This window comes from Cellulosimicrobium sp. Marseille-Q4280, from assembly GCF_943181405.1.
GTDB lineage: Bacteria > Actinomycetota > Actinomycetes > Actinomycetales > Cellulomonadaceae > Cellulosimicrobium.
In genome coordinates, this window is the sequence record NZ_CALPBY010000009.1 from 84,330 (window position 1) to 106,490 (window position 22,161).

Here is a 22,161-nt window from a genome sequence, read left to right on the forward strand (position 1 = left end):
GATGCGCCGGTCACTCGCCCGCGGCGATCGCCGCGGCGCGGGCCATGTCGGCCTCGGTCTGCGCGACGCCGGCGCCGTTGAGCAGCCCGAACACCTCGGCCTCGGCCGCGATGGAGTCCAGGGTCGCCTCGGCGACGGGGATCAGGCACCGGTTGGTCAGGAGCCGCTGGCGCGAGATCGCCAGGTCGCGGTACCGCACGTACGGGCCGTCGCTGGTCTCGATGGTCGCCTCGACGTCGTCCGCGGCGAACCAGGACGCGGGCACGGCCAGGTCGCCGAAGAACCAGGCGATCGCGGCCTGCAGGCGCTGCTTGCCGTCGATGGCGGCGAGCTCGAACGCCGCGCCGTTTCCGTGGTCGAAGGTGTCGACGGCGTACCGGCGGTTGACCACGATGGCCGGGACCGGCAGGCCGAGCATCCACGAGCGGACCAGGTCGCGCTGCTGACGCTCGGTCCACACCGACCCGCGCTGGTACGGCGCGTCCAGGCTCATGTGCCCCTCGACGACCTGGCGCGCGAGCTCGCGTGCGTGACGGTTGCTCGCGTCCAGGCTGCGGTGCGCCAGCGGGGCGGCCGTCTGCATCGTGTCCATGCCCCACTGATGTGCGGCAGGACTCAGTCGCGCGGCGTGCGCCACCGCTCACCGACCTGCGGGTCGTTCACCTGCTCGACCTCGTCTCGTCGCCGCAGCGTCCGGGCGGCCTTGATCGGGTTCAGCACGACCCACAGCACCAGGTCGGCGCCGTTCGCGTCCGGCGAGCGGATCGTGCGGTCCCAGTTCCAGTCGACCAGGGCGCGCACCGGCCGCAAGCGCCCGGCGAGGTACCCGGCGACCAGCAGCGCGACGTGCAGCGCCCACTCGGTCGCGCTCATCGCACCGGCTGCGAGCGCAACGGCGCGGGCTGGGTCTCGCCCGGCCGCAGCCAGGTCAGGTGCGCGCGCCCGTGCGGCTTGCCGAACCCGTGGATCGGGTGGAAGCACCGCGCGGCCGTGCACGGGATCACCAGGCGCCACGCCTGCTCGCCGTCCGCGGTGTCCCACTGCGGCTCGCGCACGGCGAGCGCACCGTCGAGCAGGTGGGTGCCCGGCGCGATCGCCAGGTCCGCCCGCGCGTCCAGGACCGGGGTCGCGGCGGCGGCCGGGCGGGTCACTGGCGGTTCCCGAGGCGGATCTGCACGCCGACCTCGACGCACGCCTCGCACACCTGGTGCTTGGTCGGGTTAGCCTTGGGCACCCACCGGAACCCGCACAGCGCCACGACCTCGAGGCCGAGCAGGCGGGCGGTGTCGGAGATGTCCTTCGCGCTCATCGCCATGTCGGGCCCGGTGATGTGGACGTTGTCGAACGGGCGGATGTAGTGCGCGCGGTGCTCGGGGTCGTCGACGTCCTCGAACGGCAGGATCTCGGTGTCGGTCGTGGTGTCGGACGAGGTGTCGAGCGCGGACATCGGGGCTCCCAGGGTCTGGTGCCGGCGCGGTGCGCGCCGGGCTACGCCGAGCAGATGTGCGGCAGGTCAGCGTCGCCGACGTGCCCCGTGATCCATGACCGGGCGCGGGACGGCGTGAGCTCGCACGACCTCGGCCACCCACTCGGCCGGCGCATGGTCGACGAAGTGGGCGCGCAGGTCGTCCACGCCCATGCCGGTCGTCGAGCGCAGGCCCGGGTCCGCGACCTTCGCGAGCGCGCGCAGCGCCGTGACGTCCACGACGAGCGACATCGCCGCCAGGGCGCTCCACGCGGGGTTGTCGCCCGCGGGCCGGTCCACGACCAGCACGGCGCCTGGGCCGGGCACGAGCACGCCCCAGTGTGCGGGCAGCATCGCGGCCGCCTTGGCGTGGTGGCGCGGACCGGTCACCAGCCAGCAGCGGGGCGCGACCTGCTCGTACCCGATGACCTGGCGTGCCAGGCGCGCGACGGAGTCGACGTCGGACTTGATCTCGAACGCCTGCATCAGCCCGCCGCGCAGCCCGGAGGGCGCCAGCGGGTCGTCCCCGGTGACGGCCAACACGTCGATGCGCACCGGGGTGCTCCAGCGCACCTCGACCTCGTGCCGGACCCGGTTGCGGTGCCCGTCGGGGCCAAGGTGCGCCACGAGCAGCGCACGCAGCTGCGGGTCGCGCAACACCGGCGGGGTGCTCACGCGCGCCAGGCCGGCCAGTGCTCGTCGGCGTACGCCTCACGCTCGGGCGTCCAGACGAACGTGCCCTTGCCGTTGGCGGCGCGGCGCATGTGCTGGCGCAGGATGGCGTGCCCGGCCGAGTCGGGGTCGTTGCGCGACACGCGCCGGCCGCTGTCGGCCTCCCACGCGGCGGCGGTCTTGATCCGCTCGCGGAACCGCTCGTCGTGCGCGGGCTTCAAGAGTTTGCCCGAGGCGGGCGGGCGGGGCTGCGGCGTGGTGCTGGTGGCCTGGTCCTGCATGGTGGGGTCCTCCTGGTCGATGTCGTTGCGGGTCACGAGGCACGCCCTGGGGTGGCAAGCACGGCGCGCAGGTGCTCGAACGTGCGTCCGCCGTCGGTGCCGAACGCCAGCAGGCGCACCGCGGCGGACAGCACGTACTGCGGCACGTCGGCGAACCCGTCGCTGGCCTCGGCGAGCGCGTCGGCGAGGTCGTTCGTCGCGGCGTCCAGCTGCTGCATGGTCGGGCCGGGCACGGCCGTCGCCGAGTCGATGGTCAGGCTCATGCCGTGCTGATGTGCGGCACGGGCCGACTCACGCGGGCGGGCGGGCCTCGTCGATCGGGACGTCGGGGCGCGAGCGCACGAACCTCAGCGGGTGGCGGTAGGAGGTGCCGGACCAGGCGGCGTCGGCGGAGACCTCCACGACGAACGGCTCGACGAGCGTGACGTCCACCGGGTCGCGGCGCCCGCCCCAGCGCCCGAGCGCGCCCGGGGAGAGCGCGGCCGGCCACGGGTGCTCACCGGCCGGCGGTCGCAGCTGGGTCGCGAGCGAGCGGCGAGCCGCGGGGTTCAGGGCGGTGGTGCGACCCACGATGCGCAGCTCACCGTCGACCAGCAGGCCCGCGACGATCTCGCGCGGCTGAGCCAGGGTGCCGGTCACCGCGCCGGCCACGACGTCGACGACCGAGCGGCGCTTGACCTTGAGCCAGATCCGGTCGGCCCGGTACGGCTGGGCGCCGCCCTTGACGACCAGGCCCTCGATCCCGGCCGGGGCGTACGCCTCGAACCAGTCGGTGGCCTCCTCGACGTCGTCGGTCACGGGCGACAGGTTCAGCGGCGGGCTCCACGTCGCGGCGAGCTCGACCAGCAGGGCTCGGCGGTCGTCGAACGCCCGGGGGCGCACGTCGGCGCCGCCGAGCTCGAGCACGTCGAACAGCACCAGGGACGCCGGGGCGGTGCGGGCGGCCGCGGCGGCGGTGCGCGGGCCGCGGCCCATGCGCTGCTGCAGCACCTCGAACGCCAGACGCCCGCCGCGCCAGGCGACCAGCTCGCCGTCGAGCACCGTACCGGGGGTGACCTGGTCGGCGAGCGCCGCGGTGATCTCGGGGAAGGTGGCGGACAGGTCGGTGCCGTGCCGTGACCACAGGTGGGCGCCGTCGGCGTCGACGGACCCCAGAACGCGGTACCCGTCCCACTTGAGGTCGTACCTGCAACCGCCCGGCAGCGCGGTCGGCGCGGGGATCTGCTCGGCGGGGCGCGCGAGGGCGACGTCGTACGGCATCGCCCTCGAACGCGGCACGAGCCAGCACCTTCCGTCGGGTCACCCCATCGTGGGGCGACCCGACGGCACCTGCACGGTGATGCCAGGTGGGCGGGCTACTTCGAGCGCTTGGCGCCCTTGCCCTTCGCGGCGACCTTGCCGGACCGGGACGCCTTGGCCTTGGCGGCCTTGAGCCGGCGGGCGGTGATGCGGTCGATCGCGCGCCCGATCGCCGCGGGCTCCTCGTCGTGGCGCGCGGGCCGGGGCGCGCTCACCGGTGTACGACCAGGCCACCGGCGAGCGGCACCGCCTGCGCCATGTTCTGCTCGCGGCACTGGCGAGCGCGCAGCGCATCCCTCACGGCGCGCGCGTCCTGCTCCGTGTACGGACCGGCCGCCTGCGGCACCGGGTCGCCCGCGCACGGCCACCACAGCACGACGAACCCGCCGCCGGCCTGGGCGCGAGCACGCCGGGGCCGGGCGCCGCGGCGGGCCAGGCGGGCCAGGGCCCTCACACGCCCGCCAGGAACTGGCGCACGTCGATCGCGGCCTGGCAGCCGGACGCCGCCGCGGTGATCGCCTGCCGGTAGGTCGGGTCGGCGACGTCGCCGGCGGCGAACAGGCCCGGCACGGTCGTGGCCGTCACGTGCTCGGTGCCGCGGGCGGTCACCAGGTACCCGCCGGCGTCAGTGGCGGCACCGGCCTTGGCGGCCAGCTCCGAGCGCGGGACGTGGCCGATGGCGACGAACACGCCCGTCGCGGCGAGGGCCTCACCGTTGGTGAGCTGCACGCCGGTGACCTTGTCCTGGCCGGTGATCTCGGCGACCGGGGAGTCGTAGCGCACGGTGATGCGCTCGTCGCCGGTGACCTTGTCCTGCATCGCGACCGAGGCGCGCATGGCGCCCGAGCGGACCAGCAGGGTGACCGAGGACGCGAGCGGGGCCAGGTACAGCGCCTCCTCGCACGCGGTGTCCCCGCCGCCGACGACCACGACGTCCTGGCCGGCGAAGAACGACCCGTCGCACGTGGCGCAGTAGGACACCCCGGCCAGGGTCTCGCCGGGCACACCCAGGTGCTTGTGCGCGGCGCCGGTCGCCACGATGACGGCGCGCGCTGCGTGCACCTCGGCGTCCTCAGTGATCGCCGCCCAGCTGCCGCCGACGCTCGCCAGCGTGGTCACGTCCTCGCACAGGACGTTCGCGCCCAGACGCTCGGCCTGGGCCTGCATCGCCTCCATGAGCTCCGGGCCGGCGATGCCGTCGGTGAAGCCGGGGTAGTTCTCGACGTCGGTGGTGGTGGTCAGCGCGCCGCCGGGCTGGGACATGCCGATCAGGGCGGTGACGCTCAGGCCGGCGCGCACCGCGTAGATCGCGGCGGTGAAGCCGGCGGGGCCGCCGCCGACGATCAGGACGTCGCTGGTGGTGGTGGGCAGGGTCACGTGGTGGTCCTTCGTTCGCAGGGTCGGTTCAGGGTGGTGCGGGCGGGGTCTACTGCTCGACGGGCGTCCACTCGTAGAGCGCGCGTCGGCGCACCGTCAGGCGCACCGTGGCCGCGTCGATGCCGATCAGGACGAGCAGCAGGCCGATCGACCCGTCCCAGGCGTCCAGGCGCGCCATGTGCTCCAGCGGCGGGCCGCCGGTCGGGTCGGTCGCGGCGAGCATCAGGGCCAGGGCGACGATGGCGGCGTTGGTCACGAGCATCGGCTTGAGGGTCCAGCCGCCGCGACGCCAGGTGAAGGCGCCCACCGCGGACAGCGCGAGCGCCGCGAGCAAGGTGACCGGCGCCATCGTCGGGTACAGGATCGAGGCGACCAGGACCCCGGCCAGGGCGAGCGTGCCGCCGGCGGCGAGCCAGATGGTCGTGTTGCGGCGCGCGTTCGGCCCGCCCGGGTCCGTCCACTGCGGCTCCGGCTCCGGCTCGGGTGCAGGGGCGGCCGGTCGCGGCCCGGCGGCGTAGGCGCCCGGACCCCACGCGGGCGCTGCGGGCTGGGGAGCTGCCGGGGCGGACGTCGCCCACGGGTCGGCAGGCGCGTCCAGGGACGCGTCGTACGCGGCCCGCTTCGCGGGGTCGGTCAGGGTCTGCCCGGCCCTCATCACCAGGTCGTACTGGACGTGGGAGTTCACCCCGGTGGTGTCGGGGTGGGTGGCGCGCTGCTGGGCGCGCACCGCGCGGCGAACGGTCTGCTCGTCGGCTCCGCGCTCGATCCCGAGCACGTCGTAGTACGTCAGGTCCACCATCACGCCTCCGCTCCGGCGCCCACGAGCGCCTCGGTCTGCTCGGGGCCCTGGGCGTCGGCCGTCTGGTCGTCGGCGTGCGCGCGCCAGCGGTAGGGGGTCAGGTGCGCCTCGCCGGTCGCCGACATCGCGGCGGACCGGGCACGGGTCAGGAACCGCGTCACCTTGTCCGCGAGCTCGGTGTGCCCGGCGGCCTCGGCGCGCTCGGTGAGCTGGCCGAGCGCGATGATCGCCCGACGCATGCCGCGGTCACCGCCGCCGAGCGGGGGCAGGCGCACGTCGAGGGCGTCGACGACCTCGCGCAGCAGGCGCGGGGTGGCCTCGAGGATCTGCAGGCGCACGTGGTGGGCGTTGGCGCCCACGACGCCGTACCCGCCGACGACGTTGGCCTTGCCGACGTACCGGCTGCCGGAGGACGCGGCGGAGGTCAGCAGGGTGAACGTGGTGCCGGCCAGGGCGTGGGCGATCTGCGACGGCGTGGTCGGCGTCGCCGGTGCCTCGGGTGCGGCGACCTCTCGCTGCTCGGGCGCCGGGGCGGTGGTGGTCTCGGTCATCGGGTGGAGGCCTTCCGGTGCGGGGCGAGCTGGTCGAGCACGTCGGCGAGGACGCCCATCGGCACCTCGTAGACGGTGGTGGTGATGTCGGGCTGGCCGTCGGTGGTGGTGCCGGTCGGCACGGAGATCGCGATCGGCACGGGCTGGTCGGCCATCAGTCGTTCCATCCCTTGCCGGTGCTGTAGCGGGCGGCGGGCTCGCGCCCGTTGCGCAGGTCGTGAGCCGCGGCGCGCCGCGCGGTGCGCCCGGTCAGCCACAGCGACCCGAACAGCACGGCGGCGGTGGCCTTGCGCGGCACGGGGGAGTGGTTCGCCGGGGGCTTGGTGCGCCCCTTCACGCGTCCGCCTTGGCGCGGGAGTCGGCCTCGGCGCGGGCGGCCATCGTGGGCACGTAGCCGGGCGCCCCGGCCGACCAGCGGCGGCCGTCGGCCAGCAGCGTGAAGTTCGCGTGGGTGGACTCGGCCACCAGGGTGCCGTCGGAGGCGACCATGCGGCCGCGGATCAGCACCGAGCGGGCCGCGCCGTCGACGACCTCGACCACGACCTCGCGCGGGCGGACCGCCATGCCGCGACCGCGGGGCAGGAGCACGTCCGCCAGGTCGTCCACGGCGTAGGTGAGGCGCTCGTACCGCCCGGTCAGGGTCATCTCGATCTCGTCCATGACCGGTGTATGTGCGGCACCGCTCAGTGCTGGGCCGCGGCCTCCAGAGCGGCGACGAGGTCCGCGACGTCGCCCGGCACGTGAGCCCACCCCGACCACGAGGTGCGGTGGTAGGTGCGGCTGGCGGCTCGCCTGCTCGCGGAGCCGTCCTCACGCAGCAGCGTGCCCTCGAGCTCGATGGACTGGGCGCGCCCGCCGGCGACCACGAGTGTCGCGCCGGTCGGCAGCATCAGGCGCGGCTCGCCGTCGGCGACGACGGGCTCGATGCCGGTGACCTTGGCGGACTGGGTGACGGTGCGGCGGGTCAGGGTGATCGTCGTCATGGCGTGCTGATGTGCGGCGCAGGCGCTCAGACCGGCGCGGTCGCTTCGGCCTTCTGGGCGTAGAACTGGCTGGCGGACACCTCGCCGTCGCGCACCGCCTTGGGCATGTGCCCGACGTGGAACTCGCTGCACTGGTCGCACGGGTAGGCGCGGACCTTGGTGCCCTCGCGGCGCATCGCGGAGGCGACCTTCTTCGCGTCGCCCTTGTCCATGTAGCCGCGCTTGCCGGTCGGGCAGTCGCGGGTCCAGTGCACGACGCGCGACGGTGCGGGGGCCATCATGCGGCGGCCACCTGGTCGGTGGGGATGCGCAGAGGTGCCAGGCGCGGGTGGACGGCGACCAGGGTGACGGCGTGGGTGCCGCGGCGGGTGACCGTCGGGGGCGCGTACGGGCTGGGCCGTCGCACGTCGGTGTCGTAGAGGGTGCGGGTGCCAGCGACGAACCCGATCATCGGGCGCGGGCCGTACTCGGCGCCGACCGCGGTCCAGCGCCGCTCGTCCGGGGCGTCCGGGTCGAACGGGGTGTCCCAGGACACGTCGGTGCCGGTCTTGACCAGCTCGGCGTTCGCGTCGATCAGCACCCGGGCGCCCAGGCCGGCGCGAGCGGGGGCGCTGGTGACCTGCAGGTCCCCGGGCAGGACCCGCACCAGCGCGGTGCGCGTGCCGGTCGCGACGAGGTAGGCGTCCAGGTGCTCGTCGGCCGTCCAGTGGTCCGGCTCGGTGATGCCGGACTCCCACTCGTACCCGCCGCCGCTCATGGACCCGTTGGCGAGCGTGCGGTGCCCGACGATGATGCCGGTGCGCGCGCCCAGCCGGTCGTGCTGGAGCGGCAGGGTTCGCTCCCAGGTGCGGCCCTCGCCGCGGCGTCGGCGCACCAGCACGGCGGCGTTCGAGACGGTGACGGTGGTGCCCAGCGGCAGGTCGAGGGTCATCGGGTTCCGTCCTTGTCGGCGGCCAGCAGCTGCACGAGCCGGGCGTGGTAGGCGTTCTCGGCCTGGGGCGGGGTCCAGCCCTGGATCCGCACACCGAGGGGCTCGAGGTGGTCGATCGCCCACGGGGCGGGGGAGGCGGACAGCAGCGCGGCGCGCTCGTCCAGCACGATGCGCGCGTCGGCGTCGTGCACCTCGCCCGGGATGGTCGGGTCGACGTCGAACCGGGCGGCCACGGCGGCCCACACGAGGTCCTCGGCGGCGCGGAAGTCGGGCTGGTGGTTCTTGAGGGGGCGGACCATGTCGCCGACGTACGCCTCGGTCGCGTCGTGCAGCAGCGCGTGCAGGGCGTGCTCGGGCGAGACCGCCAGCGACATCAGCACGCAGTGCTCGGCCACCGAGTAAAAGGTCCGGACCATGCCGTTGTAGCGGCACTGCAGCGACAGGGCGTGGGCGACGTCGACCGGGTCGATGTCCTCGGCGCGGGGATCCAGCGGCCAGAACTGGCGGCCGGTGAACGTCTGCGTCCAGTCGCCGCGGCGCGCGGTGGCGCTCATCGGCGGGCCCCGGCGACACGTGGCACGGGCGGCACGTCGTAGCGGGGGCCGCGCCGGTCGGCGGAGCTCGGCCGCAGCGTGGACCGGGCGACCGAGCGGGCGCGGGAAGCGGAGATCGCGTCCCGGCGCCGGGCCGCGGCGTGGCGCTCGTCGCGCAGCAGCCTCTCGGCCAGGGCGGCGTCGGCGGCGGCGGACCGCAGGGCCTGGCGGTGCTCGTCGCGCAGCGACTGCTCGGCCAGGGCGATGTCGCGGGCGCTGACCGGCAGCACCCATGCGACCGCGGCGATGCACACGCCGAGCAGCACCAGTCGGACCCACAGCACCAGGACGATCGACGTCCAGCTCTCGAGGAAGCCGTTCGGGTCGAGCGCGTGCTCGGCGCGCACGCCTGCGGACACCAGGGCGTCGTCGACCGTGCCGAATCCGAGGGTGAGCAGGGCCATGCAGCTCGCGGCGTACATGGTGAGGATGGTGGGGACGAACACCGCGTGCTTGACGTGGCGGATCAGGCGCGCGGTGCGCGGGTCGGGCAGTTCGGGGGCGGTCATCGGGTGCTCCGGGCGGTCGTGGCGGCGCGGCGCGCTGCTCGGCGGTGGCCGGCCACCCGCAGGACCGTCTCGCCAAGGATGACGCCGAGCCCGATGGCGGACAGGTCGGTGAACCGCGAGGCGGTGCCGGTGAGGATGCCGGGAAGGCCGGCGCCCATCGGCAGGGTGACCAGGGCGAGGGCCAGCGACGCCGCGAGGGTGATGGTTGCGACGCGGGCCGCGAACAGCGCGAGCTCGCGCACGAACGTCGAGCGGTTGGTGGCGGTGGCGTTCATCGGGTCCTCCAGGTCGGTGCGGTGCCTCACGCCCGTGAGATGTGCGGCACCGCACCGATCCGGCGAGCTCGTCAGGGTGTGCGGTACCGGGCGCGGGCGCGGGCGGCGGACCGGGTCCTGGTTGCCGCGATGCGGCGGCGGGCACCTGACGTGCCGGCGCGCGGGGCGAGGGGCACGTGCCCGTACTGCACGACGGCGCGCACCGGGGCCTGCGGCTCGACGGCGGCGGCGGGCGCTACGGCCGGGATCTCCGCGGTGGTCGTCGCGGGCTCGGCCGCAGGGCCGTCCAGCGCGGCGACGATGTCGTCCACGCCCAGGGCGTTCGCGCGCCACAGCCGCTGCTCGAGCGCAGCGATCGGCACCCCGGCCAGCAACCCGACGCCGTACCCCAGCGCGGTGAGCACCAGGATCGCGGCCGTGGCCTGCGAGACGTCCTCGGCCGTGACGGCCGGGGCCTGGTAGCCCGGGATGAACTCCAGGGCCCCGAGCATCCCGCCGGCCGCGTGCCGCGCCAGGAGCTGGACCCCGACGACGAGCGCCGTGACAACCAGGGCCAGCATCGCGCTGGCCGCCGCGAAAGAGTGTGCCAAGCGGGTCTCGGCGGGGGTCGGGCGGAACGAGATCACAGACGGGCCTCCGAAGGCGGGTTGAGGGTGGAACGGGCGGCGCGGGCCTTGGCGACGACGCGACGCAGCGTCATGCCGGTCACGATCAGGGCCACGGCCAGCGCGACGGCGGCCGCGGCCGCCCACGGGCCGGCCAGCAGCATGTCCAGGGCGCCGGGGCCAGGCGCGAGCTCGTCCGCGCCGCTCACCGGTCACCGTCCAGGTCGAACGGCGCACCGTCGGCCGTGCACGAGGGCACGTAGTCGCCGCCGACGACGAACACCTGGCAGACCAGGTGCTGGCCGTCCCTGACGGCGTGCACCGTGGAGGACGTGCCCTCCTCGACGGGCAGCTTCGGCTCGGCGGTGGTCAGGGAGCTGGCGTCGGGGTCGTTGACCAGCGCCAGGTCGAACCCGGCCTGGAACGCGGCCCGGGCCTGCTCGACCTGCTTGCCGGTGCCGCCCTGCCACGAGGCGAACATCGGCAGCACCAGCGCACCGATCGCGACGAGCGCTCCGCAGAACACCAGGAACCCGCCGCTGGTGTCCCGGTCGTCGCGGGAGTCGAACGGGTCGGCGCGGCCGATCGAGATGAACCCGGCCACCAGCAGGGCGGCCGCGGCGAGCAGCGCCACGTACGTGCCGGGGTAGGTCCACACGTGGTTGAAGCCCTGGCCGTGCACCACGGGCACGGCGACGTCAGCGAGCACGGAGGTTGTCATCGGGTCTGGGCTCCTGCCAGGTCGTCGAGAAGGATCTGGGCGCACGACAGCGCCGCGGACACGCGCACGTGCCCGTGCTTGCAGCGGGCGAGCTCACCCGCGGGGCCCGCGTCCCAGATGACCGGGACGCGGCGCACCGCACCGTGCAGGCGCCGCTCGCCGTCCACGCGCGCACCGTCCGCGACGACGGGCACGAGGTCCTCGCGCTCGTACCGCACCAGCACCTGCTGCAGGTCGCTGGGCTCCTGCACGATCGGGAAGTAGCGGGCGGTGGGGCGCCCGTCGTCGTCGCGGGCGATCGGCACGCCGAGCAGGCGGGCCTCCTCGTCCGGGGCGACCGGGGTGGCGCGGGCATCACGGATCAGCCGGTCGACCTGCGCGCGAGCCTCGGGCGACGTGAGCTGCTCGAACGCCTCCTCGAGCGAGCGGACCACCGGGTCGTCGGCGCGCGCCGCGTCAGCGACTCGGTGGTCCGGCTCGGTCGGCGCGTCGAACCCGGAGGTATCGAACAGCTCGTGGCACGCGGTGCACTGCACCAGGCCGGGCAGCGCCGGCGTGAACGCGGTGCCGCCGCACAGGCAGGTCACGGGGGCGCCGTCGATGGTCGGCGCAGGCGCGGTGTCGGTCATGGCGAACGTATGTGCGGCACCTCGCCGCGCCGTTCACCCCCGGAAGGTCAGGCGCGCCTCGGCGTCCGCGAGGGCGACCAGGAGCGTGTCGATCACGTCCCGGGCCTGGGACGCGCCGGTCGGGGTGAACCGATCGCGGGCCGTGCGGGCGTGCTCGGCGTCCAGGTGCTCACGGACCCGCTGGACGTGGGTGAGCACGTGCGGCTCGATCACGGCCTCGCCCGGTGCCGGTGGGCCGCCCGGGACGGCCGGGGCCGGGGCGAGGCCACCGACCACGGTCAGGATCGCCTCGCGCTTGGCCGCCGGGACCGCGTGCGCCCAGCCGGACATCGGCTGGAACGGGCCCGGGGTCAGGTCGGTCGTCAGCTCGGCGGCCGCGGCGCGCACGTCGCCGCTCACCGCTCACCCTCGGGTGCGTCGATCGCGACGGGGAAGTGGCGCGCCTCGATCAGCCGGTCACGGATCGCGTAGGCGCACGGGCGGCAGAACGTGATCGCGTCGGCCACGTGCTCCCACCGCGAGACCTGCACCGTGCGACGCGGGTCGATCTCGGCTTCGGCCCGGGCGACCGCCCGCGCGGCCTGCTGCTCGCCGTCGACCAGCGACGTGACGGGGAAGCCGAGCGACCAGGGCTGGTCGGGGTGGTTGTGGCACCAGAACTCGGTCTCGCGCACCCGCAGCAGGTGGGTGACCGCCTTCGCGCCCGGGCCCGGCGCGCCCTGGTAGTGGTGCTTGCCGGAGCCCTGGTATTCCCCGCGCAGCGGCACGGTGCGCCGCCAGACCTCCGAGACGTCCCAGCCGGTGACGCCCGGGGCGTACTCGTTCTCGCTGGCGACGATCATCTGGACGAACAGCTCGATGGTGGCCTCGTCGTACCCGTGGCCGTGGATGTCGACGGCGAACACGGACCCGTCGTCCAGGTCCATCGACAGCGAGTAGTCGGGCAGCGAGGCGTACGCCGCCTCGACGACGCTCGCGCTCACCGGTCGCTGCCCGTCGTCTCGGGCCCCGTCTCGGCCGCGGCAGGCTCGATGTCGGTGACCTCGATCGTGACGCGCTTGCCGCCGATCTCGATCACCGCCGAGCCGTCGAACTGGCGCTCGACCCAGTACCCGACCGCGCCGACGACCATGCTCGTCGCGCCCTCGGACTCGTCCTTGTCGAGGAACCGGGTCCGACCCTTGTTCAGCCGCCCCACCACCAGTCCCTTGCCCCACGGGGCGGGCATGACGCCGTACTCGTTGCCGCGTTCGCTGGTCATGGTGCTCCGTCCGGTAGGTGAGTGCCGCGGCATGCGGCCCTCTGGCGTATGTGCGGCACCGCCGCGGGTCCTCAGCGGGGCCGGGGCGGGCGGACCGGGCGCGAGACCAGCAGGCGCGCGCGCTCCGCCGACCGCTGCCGGGACCCCGCGATGTAGTCGACCGCGCGGCGCCGGTCGCCCCGGGCCGCGAGCTGCCGCGCGAGCTCGGCGTTCTCGGCCGCGTCGCGCGCCATGCGCCGCCGGTTCGGCTGGGAGAGCACCTCGAGCGCGAACATGACCAGCACCGCCGCGGCGAACCACGCCGGGACCTGCCAGGCACCTTGGTGCACGCCGATCACGACGCCCGCCACCAGGATCCCCACGAGCATGGCGACGAACGGCGGGCCGAAGGTCGTCATGCCGCTGCGGTCGGTCGAGGCGGCCTGCGACCGCAGCGCCCGGTAGACCCGGTGGTTCCAGGACCCCGGCCAGGTCGCCTCGGCGCGCCCGCACCGCGAGCACACCGCGCCGGTCGAGCCGTCGGCCAGGGCAGGGAACCGGTGCCGGGACAGCAGGCACCGGGCCTCCCGGGCGAGTCGGGCGCTCACGCCGTCACCCCGGCGGCGCGCTGGGCCTGCTCTGCCGCCCACGGCATCCGACGGGTCTGGTCGCCGTGGCAGTGCATCGGGCCGTCCGCGACCGGGGCGTGCTCGACGCGGTGCGGGGCGTGGTCGGCCTTGTTCGCGCACAGCCCCTGGGGCACGGAGCGCTCGGCCGGCAGGTCCTCGACCAGAAGGCCGGCGACCTCGAGCACGCTGGCGATCACGCGCCCGTCCAGCTGCTTGGGCACGAACCCGTAGCGCACGAGCTCGGCAGCGACGGCCGCCTCGACCGGTCGGGCCTCGTGCCCGAGCGGTCGTGCGTCCACCTTGCGCCACGGCGCGGCCAGCGCGCGGGCGGTGTCCTCGGGCCCGGGCACCGGCACGCCGGCGTAGGCCAGGGCACCCAGCATCGACTCGGCGACGTCGGCGTCGGTGGCCTGGGCGGTGTCCACGTCGGACTGCGCCGGGACCATCTGGGTCCACGGCTCGTCGCCGGTGCCGGGCCCGCGAACCCAGATGGTGATGCTGCCGAACACGTTGCGGTAGGCGTGCACGGCGTCGTTGTCGAACCGGGCGGACGCCGCCGCGACGGCCATCGACGGCGCCGGCGCGCGGCCGTGGACCGCCACGTACCTGTCGAGCTCGTCGGCCAGGTCGCCCTGCCCGTCCTGGCGCAGCCGGTTCGCGAGCTCGTAGACCTGCCCGGCCAGGGAGTCCGGCTGGTAGTAGCCGCGGGCGCGGGCGACCGGCTGGGCGGCGGCCGACAGCACGGCGCGGGCGATCTTCACGCCGAGGTCGAAGGTGCTCATGCCGTCGTTCTCGTCGTTCTCGAGGGTGTCGATGGCGACGGACTCGGCGATCTCGACGTGGTCCGGGGTCAGGTGGACCGTGATCGGCTCGGGCGCGACGTAGTCGTCGTCGGTGCTCGTCATGTGTTCTTGCCCCTCTCGCTGAACCCGCACGCGCACTCCAGGTATGGCACCCGGGCGGCGGAGACCTTGTTCTGCACACCGGCCAGGGAGTAGGTGCCCAGCGGTGCGGGCTCCAGCTTCCAGACCAGCTGCAGGGATCCGACCGCGGCGCAGTCGGGGCATGCGATGTCGGCCAGCGCCGCGGCGACCCTCGGGTCGACGTTCCCGTGGTCGGTGGTTGCGGTCATGGCGTCGCGACGGCCCAGGGCGGGTCGACGGGGGCAGGTCGGGTCACCACGGTGAACGTCTCGTTCTCGGTCCGGGCGCGGTACCACAGCGGCGGGTCGGCGATGAACCGGTCGATGGAGGCGACGTCCAGCGCGGAGAACACGACCTTGTCGTCGAAGTCGCGGCGCGCACCGTACTGGACGGCCAGGGCGGGGTTGGCGGCGAGCACGGCGTCGACGACCTCGGACCAGACGTCGCCCAGGCGCCTGCCGTCGACCGCGGCTGTGTACGCGTCGCGGGCGGCGTCCTCGAGTGCCTTGCGCTCGGGCTTGAGCGGGGTGATGACGCCGTCGCCGTGGCGGTGCGGGCCGACCTGCGCGTCGGCGGTGCAGTACCGCGCGCCGCACGACGCCCCGGCGGACTGCGGCGCGGGTGCGGGCAGCGCGCCGAGCGCCACGGCGGCCATCTTCGCGGCGTGCCCGGCGTTCAGGGCCCAGCCGGCCTCGTGCAGGGCGTCGGCGACGGCCTGGAGGTTCTCGGGGGTCGGCGTGGGCATCACTTGTCCTCCGGCTTCGTCGGCTTGGTGTGGAACAGGGCGGTCAGGGCGCGGTCGGCCCGGACGATCTCGTAGGCCTGCCCACCGGTCTCGATGTACTCGTGCACGAGCCGGGCGACCCCGGTGAGCGTCCCGTTGTGCGTGTCGACGACGGCTCGGGACATGTCGGCGAACGTCGCGACGAACGAGGTCGGGTGCTGGGCGACGATCGAGCGCGGGTCGGCCTTGGCCCAGGCGAGCATCAGGTCGATCCCGATCCGGTCGACCAGGGTGGCGCCGTGGAACGACTCGGCGAGGGCCTGCAGCGGGGTCGGGTCGACCTTCGCCGCGGCCAGGCGGGCGGACACCGCGCCCTGCTCGCGCAGCTCGGCCTGGGCGGCAGCGAGCTGGCGGGCATGGGCCAGCGGGTCGCTCCTGGCGTCGTCGAGCTCGCGCAGCGCGGACGCCACCGCGGCAACCTTCTGCCAGTCGCCCTCGGCGGCTGCGAGCTCCAGGAGCCGGGCGGCCTCGCCCGGCTCGATGTCGGTCGCCGGCGGCGTGTAGTCGGTGAGGTCCATGCACTGCTGATGTGCGGCACGGCATGGACTGCCGGCGGCGGTCAGGGGCAGGGGTCCTCGACCAGCTGCAGGTCCGGCTCGGTCATCGAGAAGGTGTGCCGCCCGTCGCCGGTCTGGAAGCACACGTCTCCGTCGACCTCGTGCATCGTCACGCCGAGGTCGGACAGGTCCTGCCCGGTGACCTGCTCGATCTCGTCGACCGTCGTCGGGTCCAGAGGGTCCAGGGCCTGCTCGGTGCGCAGCGCCGTGAACGAGGTCTGCAGGGTGGACTTGGCGGCCTGCGCGTGGCCGAAGTCGACCCAGGAGCGGTAGATGGTCACGCTCAGCGCCACACCAAGTGCGGCGATGGCGACGAACACGGCTGCGACCTTGACCTTCTCGCGGGTGGTCATCGGCTCGTCGGTGTCGGCCTGGGCGTACGGCTTGGTCATCGGGTCTCCTCGGTCGGGGTGGTCGGGGTGGTCGGGATGGTGCGCTCCAAGCGCACGCAGGTGGGGCAGCAGCGCTGGGACCAGACGGGGTGCTCGGTCCGGGTCGCGACGAACAGGGCGGAACGCTCGTTGTGCCCGAAGCGGCTCCCGCACAGGCCCACGCCGTTCGACGTGCCGTCCGGCAGGGTCGAGGTCACGTGCCACGGGCCGGCCTTCTCGTACTCCGGGTCGAACCGGTAGGCCGAGCGGCCCCACACCAGCGGGCGGCGCACGTCGGCCATCAGGTCCTGCGACCGCTCGGCTCGCGCACGGCGCAGCCCGGCGGCACGGGCGGCGCGCCACGACTCCGCTGACGACCTCTGCCGCGGCGGCGGTGGCGGCTGGATGCCCGGGCTCACGCCGGCTCCCGGGCTGCGTCGTGCAGCGCGGTAGTGAACCGGTCCAGGCGCCGGGCTGCTCCGGCGTGCGCGTGCGCCTCGTCGGCGTACCGCATCGCCCAGGTCGAGCGGCCGCCGACCTTCTCCGCTTCGGCGAGGTAGACGCCGACCTGCGGGGTGAGCACGAGATCGTCGGTGCGCGGGCCCAGCAGGCCGCGGGCGAACTGCGCGACCGCCTGGCGGCCCGCGGCGTCGTGGTAGTCGCTGGACCGGACGAAGCTGGCCAGCGCGTCCGCGTCGTCCAGGGACAGGCCCTGGTGCTTCGCGGCCCACAGCACGTGGACCAGCGCGGTGTGGTCGGCCTCGTACGCCTTCGGCGCGCCGTCGCTCACGACAACCACCCCACCAGGGCCACCAGCTGCGACTGGACGAACGCGAAGGCGAGCGGCACGAACCACACCGCCAGCGGAGCCGCGAGGCAGCACCACCCGTTGATCTGTACTGACCGGGCGGACTGGCGCGCCGACGTCCACGTGTTGTGGGCCGCGACCGCCGCTTCGTCCCTGGCCTGCGAGCGCTCCCGCGTCGCGAGCTCGCGCACCGCGTCGGCCAAATGGTGGTCGGCTGTGGAGGCCATCGAGCGGGCGCACGTGATCATGACGACTCCGGCGACCATCACGGCGTACACGACGACCTGCACGACGACCGGCAAGCCGCTCACGACGCCGCACCCTTCACGAGCCGGAAGCCGGTGGAGGTGGGGCGCATCCGGTCAACCCGGATGGTGCTGGTCTTGCCGCGCCGGTCGTTGGGCACCCAGTCCGGGCCGACCTGCGTGCCGGCGGCAGCGGGGCCGTGCCGGTCGAGCATCTTCTGGTCGCGGTCGGCGTTGGTGAGCGTCACGACCTTCGCGACGCGCTGCCCGCGGGTGTCGACGTCGAGGTCCACCACGCGCACGGTGCGTCCGGCGCAGCGCGGGTCGTTGTCGGCCCAGACCTGCCCCGGGCTCACCTCGGGGACGTCGGCGGTGTTCGTCATGGCGAGAAGATGTGCGGCACCTACCGGTTGCGGGCGGCGTCGGCCGCCTCCTCCACGCGCCGCGCCCGCGTACACCGTCGGCAGTCGCAGTCCTCGAAGTCGTCGCTGTGCACGAAGTCGACCGTGGCGACCGAGAAGCCGCCGTGCCCGTAGACGTCGACGTGGCCGGTCACGGCGTGGTCGCCGTCGACGTAGGACCAGGTGATGTCGTGCCCGCGCCCAGGCCGGGACTCCTCGGCCAGGTGCAGAGCCATCCCCGGGCCCCACCACGAGTGCGGGGCGTCCACGCTGAACTCGTGGCGGGCGATGGTCAGGTCCCGGCTGATCGCCTCGGCCTGCTCGCGGTTCACCAGCGAGGCCTTGGTACCGGCCGCGGCCGTGGCCGGCGGGTCGAGGTGCTCGCGCACGCGCGCGAGCGCGGCGGTGATCCGCTCGGCCTGGGCTCGCCCGGACGCCTGCCCGGATGCGGCGAGCTCGTGCGCCAGGGCCTCGAGGTCGTCGGCGGCCGCGGCGGCGCGCTGGGTGCGGGCGTCGACGATCGTGGCGCCGCAGCGGCACCCGATGTACGGGTCGCGGTCGGGGTCGGGTGAGCAGCCACCGGCGTGGTGGATCATGGTCGTCTCCTGGGGCGGTCACGTCGCGGGCCCGGGGCGGCCTGCCCCCAGTGGATGTGCGGCAGGGCCCCGCCGGTGCGACTGGCGGGGCCCTGCTCGGCGCTGCGGTGCGGCGGTGCTCAGGCGGCGTCGGCGTCGGCGTCGGCCTTCGCTGCCTCGTTGTACGCCTCCAGCGCGGCGTGGAACTGCGAGGCCTTGATCTCCTCCCAGTGGCCGTCACCGGTCGCACTCGCGCGCTCGGGCTGGTCGGCCAGCGGGGTGTGGCCGAACCCGATGTAGGCGACGCCGTCGTGGACGAACCTCGCGCCGGCGCTGACGACCTGGCCGCGCGAGGTGTGCGGGCCGTACACCAGGTCGGGGATGCCGGGCAGGGGCTCCTCGACGAACCGGATCGCCTCCATCTCGGCGTCCAGCTCGGTGTTCTTGAACGGGACCCAGCCCGCGCCGCGGTACCCCTTCTTCCACCGGCCGGTGGTCGGCTTGGCGTCGCCACCGATCGCCATGACGTCGTGCGCGCCGGCGAAGGTGGAGGGGTAGAACCCGCCGTTCGGCGAGCCGTGGCGGGCGGCGAACTCGATGGCCCTGCGGTTGAAGTCGGCCACGCCGGCGCGGTTGCGCTCGATCGTGGCGATGACCTCGGGGTCGGTGGAGCTGGCGTACTGCGGGACGGTCGTGCTCATCGTGCCTCCCTCGTGGGTGGTGGGTCGTGGGTCGTGGTGCGCCGCGGCGGGCGCGAAGGTCACGTCCAGATGGACGTGACGGCGAGCAGGTCGGTGATCACCGTGACGTTCAGCGCGATGCCGGCGAGCCCGGCCACCCAGGCGCCAACCCGGACGGCGCCGCGCCGGGCGTTGTCGACGGCGATGGCCCCGGTGGCGATCAGCGCCGAGCCGAGCAGCGCGGGCAGCACGCAGGGGACGACGTCGGACCAGGTCACCACGGCTTCCACCCCGCGATCTGGGCGAACGCGATGAGGGTGCCGAGCCAGCAGAGGGTCGCCATCACCGCGCAGGCGACCTTGGCGGACCGGCGCGTGGACGCCCCGTAGTCGTACATGAAGGTCAGTGCCGCGGCAGGCGATGTCAGGAGCACGAGCCACGGGAACCACGGCTGGTCGGTCAGCGTGCGGATCAGGTCCAGCAGGTCCACGACTCAGGCACCTCGCTCGACGGCGGCGCCCGCTCGGGCCGCGGCGATCAGGTCCGGCAGCAGGTTGCGCAGGTGCACCAGCAGCGCGGCGTCCTCGGGCGAGGCGGCGGTGAACAGGTCCACCCCGTCGACGCAGGCGCCCTCGCCGCTCGGCGTGGCGTAGACGGTGGGCGACCCGGACGCGGCCAGCTGGCCGGTGCCTTCGTACTCGACGTCGACGTCCTGGTACCAGGGCCCGGGGGTGGCGGCAGCCTCGAGCGCGGCGAGCGCCTCCAGGTCGGTCCCGCCGGAAGTCAGGACGTCGGCAAGGGTGGTGCGGCTCATCGCCGAGGTCTCCGTTCCGGGCCGGTCGTTCGCCGGCCTCCCACCAGGGCTATGTGCGGCACGCGCTCAGGGCGCGATGGGCACCTTCGCGTGGCAGTCGTCGCACTCCTCGACGCCGGCCGGGTCACGGTCGCCGATCTCGGTCTGGCCGGTGCACGCCGGGCAGTCGAACACCCAGATCTCGTACGGCTGCGCGCCGTCGTCGACGGACGGGTCCATCGGGATCTGCTCGAAGCAGCTGTCGCACTCCTCGGTCTCGTCGGGGTCGACGTCGCCGATCAGGGAGCGGTTGCCGCACGGGCAGTCGAACACGTACAGCGTGTAGGCCCGGGTCTGCTCGACGCCCGGGTCGGCGACCAGGTCGCTCACGCGAGCAGTGCCACGTCGCCGCGCTCGATGCGCTTGGCGCTGGAGCGCACGAACGCCGACGCCAGACGCACGCCCGGGGTGGTGGACGTCTCGGAGTAGGCGGCGAGCTCGTCGGCGACCGTGGTGCGCTCGTGCACGCGCAGGTGCTTGGCCGCGGCGGCGACCAGCAGGCGCAGGTCGACCCCGGCCTGGTCTCCGGCGACGATGAGGTCGGCGATGGCCTTGCCGGCGGCGGCAGTCTGCGGGCTGGTGCCCGGCGCTGCGGCCGGGGCGGGCGCGGCAGGCGAGGGCGCGGGCTCGGCCGGCGCCGGGGCCGGTGCGGGGGCGGGGCGCTGCTCCTCGGTCACCGTCTCGGCCACCGGCTCCTCGTCCGTGCGCGGCGCCGGTGCGTCGAGTGCGGGCGGGGCTCCCATCCCGGCCTCCTTGAGGCAGTACGCCAGCGAGCCGACGTCCAGGGCCTTCTTCGCCCGGGTCACCGTCACGTACGCCAGGCGCAGGTTCTCCGGGTCCGGCAGGGTCGTCGTGCCGTCCTCGTCCACCCGCGGCTGCGGGAAGTCGTCGCCGACCACGACCGCGTCCCACTCCAGGCCCTTGGCCTTGTGCGCCGTGGTCACCATGACGTCCCACGTCGGGCGGCCCTTGAACGCCTGGTCGACGTCGGTCAGGCGCTCCACGAGCGCGAGCAGGTCGGCGATCGGGATGGCCGAGACGAGCTTGACCAGCCGCGCGACCGACCCGCCGGGGTTCTCCTTGGCCTCCTTGCGCACCTCGTCCCAGTCGGTGAAGTCCGACAGGTCCTCGTGCACGAACATCGGCTTGCGGGCCCCGTCGCGCATCCACGCCACGGTCTCGGCCAGCGTCTTGAGCTCGCGCTTCATGCCCTTGGGCACGCCGACCTTCTTGCCGGCCTTGTCCTGGGTGACCGCTGCCTCGAGCAGGCCGGCGTTCGTGCGGCACACCACGGCGTCCGGCGTCTTGATGGGGCCGATCACCGCGGGCGAGCCGTTGCCGGTCACGCGCTCGTCGGTGCCGATCAGCGTCAGGAACGCGTTCGCGTAGTGCGCGACCTGCGGGCCGAACCGCCACGAGGCGGTCAGGGCCAGGTGGGTGTCGACCTCGACCTTGTCCAGGTAGTCCACCGCGCCGCGCCAGGCGTAGATCGCCTGGTTGGCGTCACCGACGTACACCTGCTGGATCGACTGCGACTGCACCAGCGCGCCGGTCACGTCGTTGGTGTCCTGCGCCTCGTCGTACAGCACGATGTCGACCGGGCCGCGCGACCCGGCGCCCGGCTGGTCGAAGCGCGGGGCGAGCATCGCCCAGGCCTTGACCTCCTGGTCGAACGAGACCGGCATGTCGGACTCGGGGTTCATGACCTCCGACCACCAGTCGCCGACGATCGCCAGGACCCGCTTGACGACCTTCGCCCACGCGGCATCCAGGGCCTCGGCCTCGGCGGCGTCGGCAGCCTCGGGGGAGGAGGCGCGGCGCGCGGCGTCGTACATGACCGCCTGCAGCGCGCGGTGGACGTCGCCGCCCTCGCCGGGCGAGACCCGCGGCACGTGACGGCGCGATGCGACCTCGTCGGACGACTGGCACCAGCGCTCCATCGTCCGGCTCGCCAGGCGCACCAGGTCGTACGGGGAGGCGACCTTGTGCGAGCCGACGGTCACGTCGCCGCGCACCGCGAGGCGCTCGACGAGCTCGCGGCCGCGGATCGACTTCGGGTTCACGCGGCGACCGATGTGGCCGAGCCCGCCGCGGCGCGCCATCGCGTTGGAGGTCAGGGCCTCGACGTTGGACGGCATGCGGCCCTTGGCCTCGTCGGCGGTGACCTTGTTGAACGCCAGGTACAGCAGCCGCTTGTCGGGCTGGGTCTCGCCCAGGTGACGGGCGACCGCCGCCAGGGTGGAGGTCTTGCCGGTGCCGGCCAGCGCCTTGACGACGACGTTGCGCCCGGAGGCGACGGCGTCGACGATGGCGCGCTGCTCGTCGGTCAGCTCGAACTCGCTCACGAAGGTCTCCAGGCTCAGGTGCGACAGGGTGTCCCCGTGCAGATGTGCGGCAGAGCCCGG

46 protein-coding genes are annotated in these 22,161 nt (G+C 74.4%); all 46 read right to left on the reverse strand.

Features of this window, described 5'->3' with window-relative positions:
* Positions 1–10: 10 nt before the first annotated feature.
* Positions 11–592, reverse strand: a complete 582-nt coding sequence (locus NFS20_RS20750; protein ID WP_251153704.1) for a DUF262 domain-containing protein — start codon at positions 590–592, stop codon at positions 11–13.
* A gap of 23 nt (positions 593–615) precedes the next feature.
* The gene (locus NFS20_RS20755; protein WP_251153705.1) at positions 616–873 is read right to left on the reverse strand and encodes a hypothetical protein; all 258 of its coding nucleotides are present in this window, start codon (positions 871–873) and stop codon (positions 616–618) included.
* A complete protein-coding gene (locus NFS20_RS20760) occupies positions 870–1,151 on the reverse strand; it encodes a hypothetical protein (RefSeq protein WP_251153706.1) in 282 nt (93 codons plus the stop codon). The genes NFS20_RS20755 and NFS20_RS20760 overlap by 4 nt, the downstream gene beginning before the upstream one ends.
* The gene (locus NFS20_RS20765) at positions 1,148–1,447 is read right to left on the reverse strand and encodes a DUF3039 domain-containing protein (protein WP_251153707.1); all 300 of its coding nucleotides are present in this window, start codon (positions 1,445–1,447) and stop codon (positions 1,148–1,150) included. Before NFS20_RS20765 ends, NFS20_RS20760 begins: the two co-directional genes overlap by 4 nt.
* A gap of 66 nt (positions 1,448–1,513) precedes the next feature.
* A complete protein-coding gene (locus NFS20_RS20770) occupies positions 1,514–2,140 on the reverse strand; it encodes a hypothetical protein (RefSeq protein WP_251153708.1) in 627 nt (208 codons plus the stop codon).
* A complete protein-coding gene (locus NFS20_RS20775) occupies positions 2,137–2,454 on the reverse strand; it encodes a hypothetical protein (RefSeq protein WP_251153709.1) in 318 nt (105 codons plus the stop codon). The genes NFS20_RS20770 and NFS20_RS20775 overlap by 4 nt, the downstream gene beginning before the upstream one ends.
* Positions 2,451–2,681, reverse strand: coding sequence for a hypothetical protein (locus tag NFS20_RS20780; protein WP_251153710.1), 231 nt, complete (start codon positions 2,679–2,681; stop codon positions 2,451–2,453). Before NFS20_RS20780 ends, NFS20_RS20775 begins: the two co-directional genes overlap by 4 nt.
* A 28-nt stretch (positions 2,682–2,709) precedes the next feature.
* Positions 2,710–3,696 (reverse strand): ATP-dependent DNA ligase, encoded by a 987-nt coding sequence (locus NFS20_RS20785; RefSeq protein ID WP_251153711.1) that lies wholly within the window; start codon positions 3,694–3,696, stop codon positions 2,710–2,712.
* Positions 3,697–3,773: 77 nt separating this feature from the next.
* Positions 3,774–3,932 carry a hypothetical protein gene (locus tag NFS20_RS20790; protein WP_251153712.1) on the reverse strand — a complete coding sequence of 53 codons (159 nt, stop codon included), beginning with the start codon at positions 3,930–3,932 and terminating at the stop codon, positions 3,774–3,776.
* Entirely contained in the window at positions 3,929–4,171 is a 243-nt protein-coding gene (locus NFS20_RS20795) for a hypothetical protein (RefSeq protein WP_251153713.1), read from the reverse strand. The genes NFS20_RS20790 and NFS20_RS20795 overlap by 4 nt, the downstream gene beginning before the upstream one ends.
* Positions 4,168–5,094 (reverse strand): NAD(P)/FAD-dependent oxidoreductase, encoded by a 927-nt coding sequence (locus tag NFS20_RS20800; RefSeq protein WP_251153714.1) that lies wholly within the window; start codon positions 5,092–5,094, stop codon positions 4,168–4,170. Before NFS20_RS20800 ends, NFS20_RS20795 begins: the two co-directional genes overlap by 4 nt.
* 49 nt (positions 5,095–5,143) lie before the next feature.
* Positions 5,144–5,893, reverse strand: coding sequence for a J domain-containing protein (locus tag NFS20_RS20805; RefSeq protein WP_251153715.1), 750 nt, complete (start codon positions 5,891–5,893; stop codon positions 5,144–5,146).
* Positions 5,893–6,444 carry a hypothetical protein gene (locus NFS20_RS20810; protein ID WP_251153716.1) on the reverse strand — a complete coding sequence of 184 codons (552 nt, stop codon included), beginning with the start codon at positions 6,442–6,444 and terminating at the stop codon, positions 5,893–5,895. The genes NFS20_RS20805 and NFS20_RS20810 overlap by 1 nt, the downstream gene beginning before the upstream one ends.
* Positions 6,441–6,599, reverse strand: a complete 159-nt coding sequence (locus NFS20_RS20815; protein WP_251153717.1) for a hypothetical protein — start codon at positions 6,597–6,599, stop codon at positions 6,441–6,443. The genes NFS20_RS20810 and NFS20_RS20815 overlap by 4 nt, the downstream gene beginning before the upstream one ends.
* Positions 6,599–6,781: a hypothetical protein gene (locus NFS20_RS20820; protein ID WP_251153718.1), complete on the reverse strand. Its 183-nt coding sequence runs from the start codon at positions 6,779–6,781 to the stop codon at positions 6,599–6,601. Before NFS20_RS20820 ends, NFS20_RS20815 begins: the two co-directional genes overlap by 1 nt.
* Positions 6,778–7,104, reverse strand: a complete 327-nt coding sequence (locus tag NFS20_RS20825) for a hypothetical protein (RefSeq protein ID WP_251153719.1) — start codon at positions 7,102–7,104, stop codon at positions 6,778–6,780. The genes NFS20_RS20820 and NFS20_RS20825 overlap by 4 nt, the downstream gene beginning before the upstream one ends.
* A 23-nt stretch (positions 7,105–7,127) precedes the next feature.
* Positions 7,128–7,427, reverse strand: a complete 300-nt coding sequence (locus tag NFS20_RS20830; protein WP_251153720.1) for a hypothetical protein — start codon at positions 7,425–7,427, stop codon at positions 7,128–7,130.
* 26 nt (positions 7,428–7,453) lie between these two features.
* Entirely contained in the window at positions 7,454–7,708 is a 255-nt protein-coding gene (locus NFS20_RS20835; RefSeq protein ID WP_251153721.1) for a hypothetical protein, read from the reverse strand.
* Positions 7,705–8,358 carry a hypothetical protein gene (locus NFS20_RS20840; protein ID WP_251153722.1) on the reverse strand — a complete coding sequence of 218 codons (654 nt, stop codon included), beginning with the start codon at positions 8,356–8,358 and terminating at the stop codon, positions 7,705–7,707. Before NFS20_RS20840 ends, NFS20_RS20835 begins: the two co-directional genes overlap by 4 nt.
* Complete coding sequence (locus tag NFS20_RS20845; protein WP_251153723.1) at positions 8,355–8,912, reverse strand: HD domain-containing protein; 558 nt, start codon at positions 8,910–8,912, stop codon at positions 8,355–8,357. The genes NFS20_RS20840 and NFS20_RS20845 overlap by 4 nt, the downstream gene beginning before the upstream one ends.
* On the reverse strand, positions 8,909–9,460 hold the full coding sequence (locus tag NFS20_RS20850; protein WP_251153724.1) for a hypothetical protein: 552 nt from the start codon (positions 9,458–9,460) through the stop codon (positions 8,909–8,911). The genes NFS20_RS20845 and NFS20_RS20850 overlap by 4 nt, the downstream gene beginning before the upstream one ends.
* Positions 9,457–9,765 (reverse strand): hypothetical protein, encoded by a 309-nt coding sequence (locus NFS20_RS20855; RefSeq protein WP_251153725.1) that lies wholly within the window; start codon positions 9,763–9,765, stop codon positions 9,457–9,459. The genes NFS20_RS20850 and NFS20_RS20855 overlap by 4 nt, the downstream gene beginning before the upstream one ends.
* A gap of 41 nt (positions 9,766–9,806) precedes the next feature.
* Positions 9,807–10,325: a hypothetical protein gene (locus NFS20_RS20860; RefSeq protein WP_251153726.1), complete on the reverse strand. Its 519-nt coding sequence runs from the start codon at positions 10,323–10,325 to the stop codon at positions 9,807–9,809.
* Between the two features lie 32 nt (positions 10,326–10,357).
* Positions 10,358–10,549: a hypothetical protein gene (locus tag NFS20_RS20865; protein ID WP_251153727.1), complete on the reverse strand. Its 192-nt coding sequence runs from the start codon at positions 10,547–10,549 to the stop codon at positions 10,358–10,360.
* Positions 10,546–11,061 (reverse strand): hypothetical protein, encoded by a 516-nt coding sequence (locus NFS20_RS20870; protein WP_251153728.1) that lies wholly within the window; start codon positions 11,059–11,061, stop codon positions 10,546–10,548. Before NFS20_RS20870 ends, NFS20_RS20865 begins: the two co-directional genes overlap by 4 nt.
* A complete protein-coding gene (locus NFS20_RS20875; RefSeq protein ID WP_251153729.1) occupies positions 11,058–11,690 on the reverse strand; it encodes a hypothetical protein in 633 nt (210 codons plus the stop codon). Before NFS20_RS20875 ends, NFS20_RS20870 begins: the two co-directional genes overlap by 4 nt.
* 33 nt (positions 11,691–11,723) lie before the next feature.
* Complete coding sequence (locus NFS20_RS20880; protein ID WP_251153730.1) at positions 11,724–12,089, reverse strand: hypothetical protein; 366 nt, start codon at positions 12,087–12,089, stop codon at positions 11,724–11,726.
* Positions 12,086–12,673, reverse strand: a complete 588-nt coding sequence (locus tag NFS20_RS20885) for a hypothetical protein (RefSeq protein ID WP_251153731.1) — start codon at positions 12,671–12,673, stop codon at positions 12,086–12,088. Before NFS20_RS20885 ends, NFS20_RS20880 begins: the two co-directional genes overlap by 4 nt.
* A complete protein-coding gene (locus NFS20_RS20890; RefSeq protein ID WP_251153732.1) occupies positions 12,670–12,951 on the reverse strand; it encodes a hypothetical protein in 282 nt (93 codons plus the stop codon). The genes NFS20_RS20885 and NFS20_RS20890 overlap by 4 nt, the downstream gene beginning before the upstream one ends.
* 71 nt (positions 12,952–13,022) lie before the next feature.
* A complete protein-coding gene (locus tag NFS20_RS20895; protein WP_251153733.1) occupies positions 13,023–13,538 on the reverse strand; it encodes a hypothetical protein in 516 nt (171 codons plus the stop codon).
* Positions 13,535–14,464, reverse strand: a complete 930-nt coding sequence (locus NFS20_RS20900; RefSeq protein WP_251153734.1) for a hypothetical protein — start codon at positions 14,462–14,464, stop codon at positions 13,535–13,537. Before NFS20_RS20900 ends, NFS20_RS20895 begins: the two co-directional genes overlap by 4 nt.
* Positions 14,461–14,691, reverse strand: a complete 231-nt coding sequence (locus NFS20_RS20905; RefSeq protein WP_251153735.1) for a hypothetical protein — start codon at positions 14,689–14,691, stop codon at positions 14,461–14,463. The genes NFS20_RS20900 and NFS20_RS20905 overlap by 4 nt, the downstream gene beginning before the upstream one ends.
* Positions 14,688–15,227: a hypothetical protein gene (locus tag NFS20_RS20910; protein WP_251153736.1), complete on the reverse strand. Its 540-nt coding sequence runs from the start codon at positions 15,225–15,227 to the stop codon at positions 14,688–14,690. Before NFS20_RS20910 ends, NFS20_RS20905 begins: the two co-directional genes overlap by 4 nt.
* Positions 15,227–15,784: a hypothetical protein gene (locus tag NFS20_RS20915; protein ID WP_251153737.1), complete on the reverse strand. Its 558-nt coding sequence runs from the start codon at positions 15,782–15,784 to the stop codon at positions 15,227–15,229. Before NFS20_RS20915 ends, NFS20_RS20910 begins: the two co-directional genes overlap by 1 nt.
* A gap of 41 nt (positions 15,785–15,825) precedes the next feature.
* On the reverse strand, positions 15,826–16,215 hold the full coding sequence (locus tag NFS20_RS20920; protein WP_251153738.1) for a hypothetical protein: 390 nt from the start codon (positions 16,213–16,215) through the stop codon (positions 15,826–15,828).
* A complete protein-coding gene (locus NFS20_RS20925; protein ID WP_251153739.1) occupies positions 16,212–16,613 on the reverse strand; it encodes a hypothetical protein in 402 nt (133 codons plus the stop codon). Before NFS20_RS20925 ends, NFS20_RS20920 begins: the two co-directional genes overlap by 4 nt.
* Complete coding sequence (locus tag NFS20_RS20930) at positions 16,610–16,984, reverse strand: hypothetical protein (protein ID WP_251153740.1); 375 nt, start codon at positions 16,982–16,984, stop codon at positions 16,610–16,612. The genes NFS20_RS20925 and NFS20_RS20930 overlap by 4 nt, the downstream gene beginning before the upstream one ends.
* The gene (locus tag NFS20_RS20935; protein ID WP_251153741.1) at positions 16,981–17,313 is read right to left on the reverse strand and encodes a hypothetical protein; all 333 of its coding nucleotides are present in this window, start codon (positions 17,311–17,313) and stop codon (positions 16,981–16,983) included. Before NFS20_RS20935 ends, NFS20_RS20930 begins: the two co-directional genes overlap by 4 nt.
* The gene (locus NFS20_RS20940; protein ID WP_251153742.1) at positions 17,310–17,630 is read right to left on the reverse strand and encodes a hypothetical protein; all 321 of its coding nucleotides are present in this window, start codon (positions 17,628–17,630) and stop codon (positions 17,310–17,312) included. The genes NFS20_RS20935 and NFS20_RS20940 overlap by 4 nt, the downstream gene beginning before the upstream one ends.
* A 20-nt stretch (positions 17,631–17,650) precedes the next feature.
* Positions 17,651–18,244: a hypothetical protein gene (locus NFS20_RS20945; RefSeq protein WP_251153743.1), complete on the reverse strand. Its 594-nt coding sequence runs from the start codon at positions 18,242–18,244 to the stop codon at positions 17,651–17,653.
* Between the two features lie 119 nt (positions 18,245–18,363).
* Positions 18,364–18,924 carry a hypothetical protein gene (locus tag NFS20_RS20950; RefSeq protein WP_251153744.1) on the reverse strand — a complete coding sequence of 187 codons (561 nt, stop codon included), beginning with the start codon at positions 18,922–18,924 and terminating at the stop codon, positions 18,364–18,366.
* Positions 18,925–18,983: 59 nt separating this feature from the next.
* Complete coding sequence (locus NFS20_RS20955; RefSeq protein ID WP_251153745.1) at positions 18,984–19,184, reverse strand: hypothetical protein; 201 nt, start codon at positions 19,182–19,184, stop codon at positions 18,984–18,986.
* On the reverse strand, positions 19,178–19,393 hold the full coding sequence (locus NFS20_RS20960; protein ID WP_251153746.1) for a hypothetical protein: 216 nt from the start codon (positions 19,391–19,393) through the stop codon (positions 19,178–19,180). The genes NFS20_RS20955 and NFS20_RS20960 overlap by 7 nt, the downstream gene beginning before the upstream one ends.
* A 3-nt stretch (positions 19,394–19,396) precedes the next feature.
* On the reverse strand, positions 19,397–19,717 hold the full coding sequence (locus tag NFS20_RS20965) for a hypothetical protein (protein ID WP_251153747.1): 321 nt from the start codon (positions 19,715–19,717) through the stop codon (positions 19,397–19,399).
* 66 nt (positions 19,718–19,783) lie between these two features.
* On the reverse strand, positions 19,784–20,086 hold the full coding sequence (locus NFS20_RS20970; RefSeq protein ID WP_251153748.1) for a hypothetical protein: 303 nt from the start codon (positions 20,084–20,086) through the stop codon (positions 19,784–19,786).
* Positions 20,083–22,101, reverse strand: a complete 2,019-nt coding sequence (locus tag NFS20_RS20975; protein WP_251153749.1) for a UvrD-helicase domain-containing protein — start codon at positions 22,099–22,101, stop codon at positions 20,083–20,085. Before NFS20_RS20975 ends, NFS20_RS20970 begins: the two co-directional genes overlap by 4 nt.
* Positions 22,102–22,161: the final 60 nt, after the last annotated feature.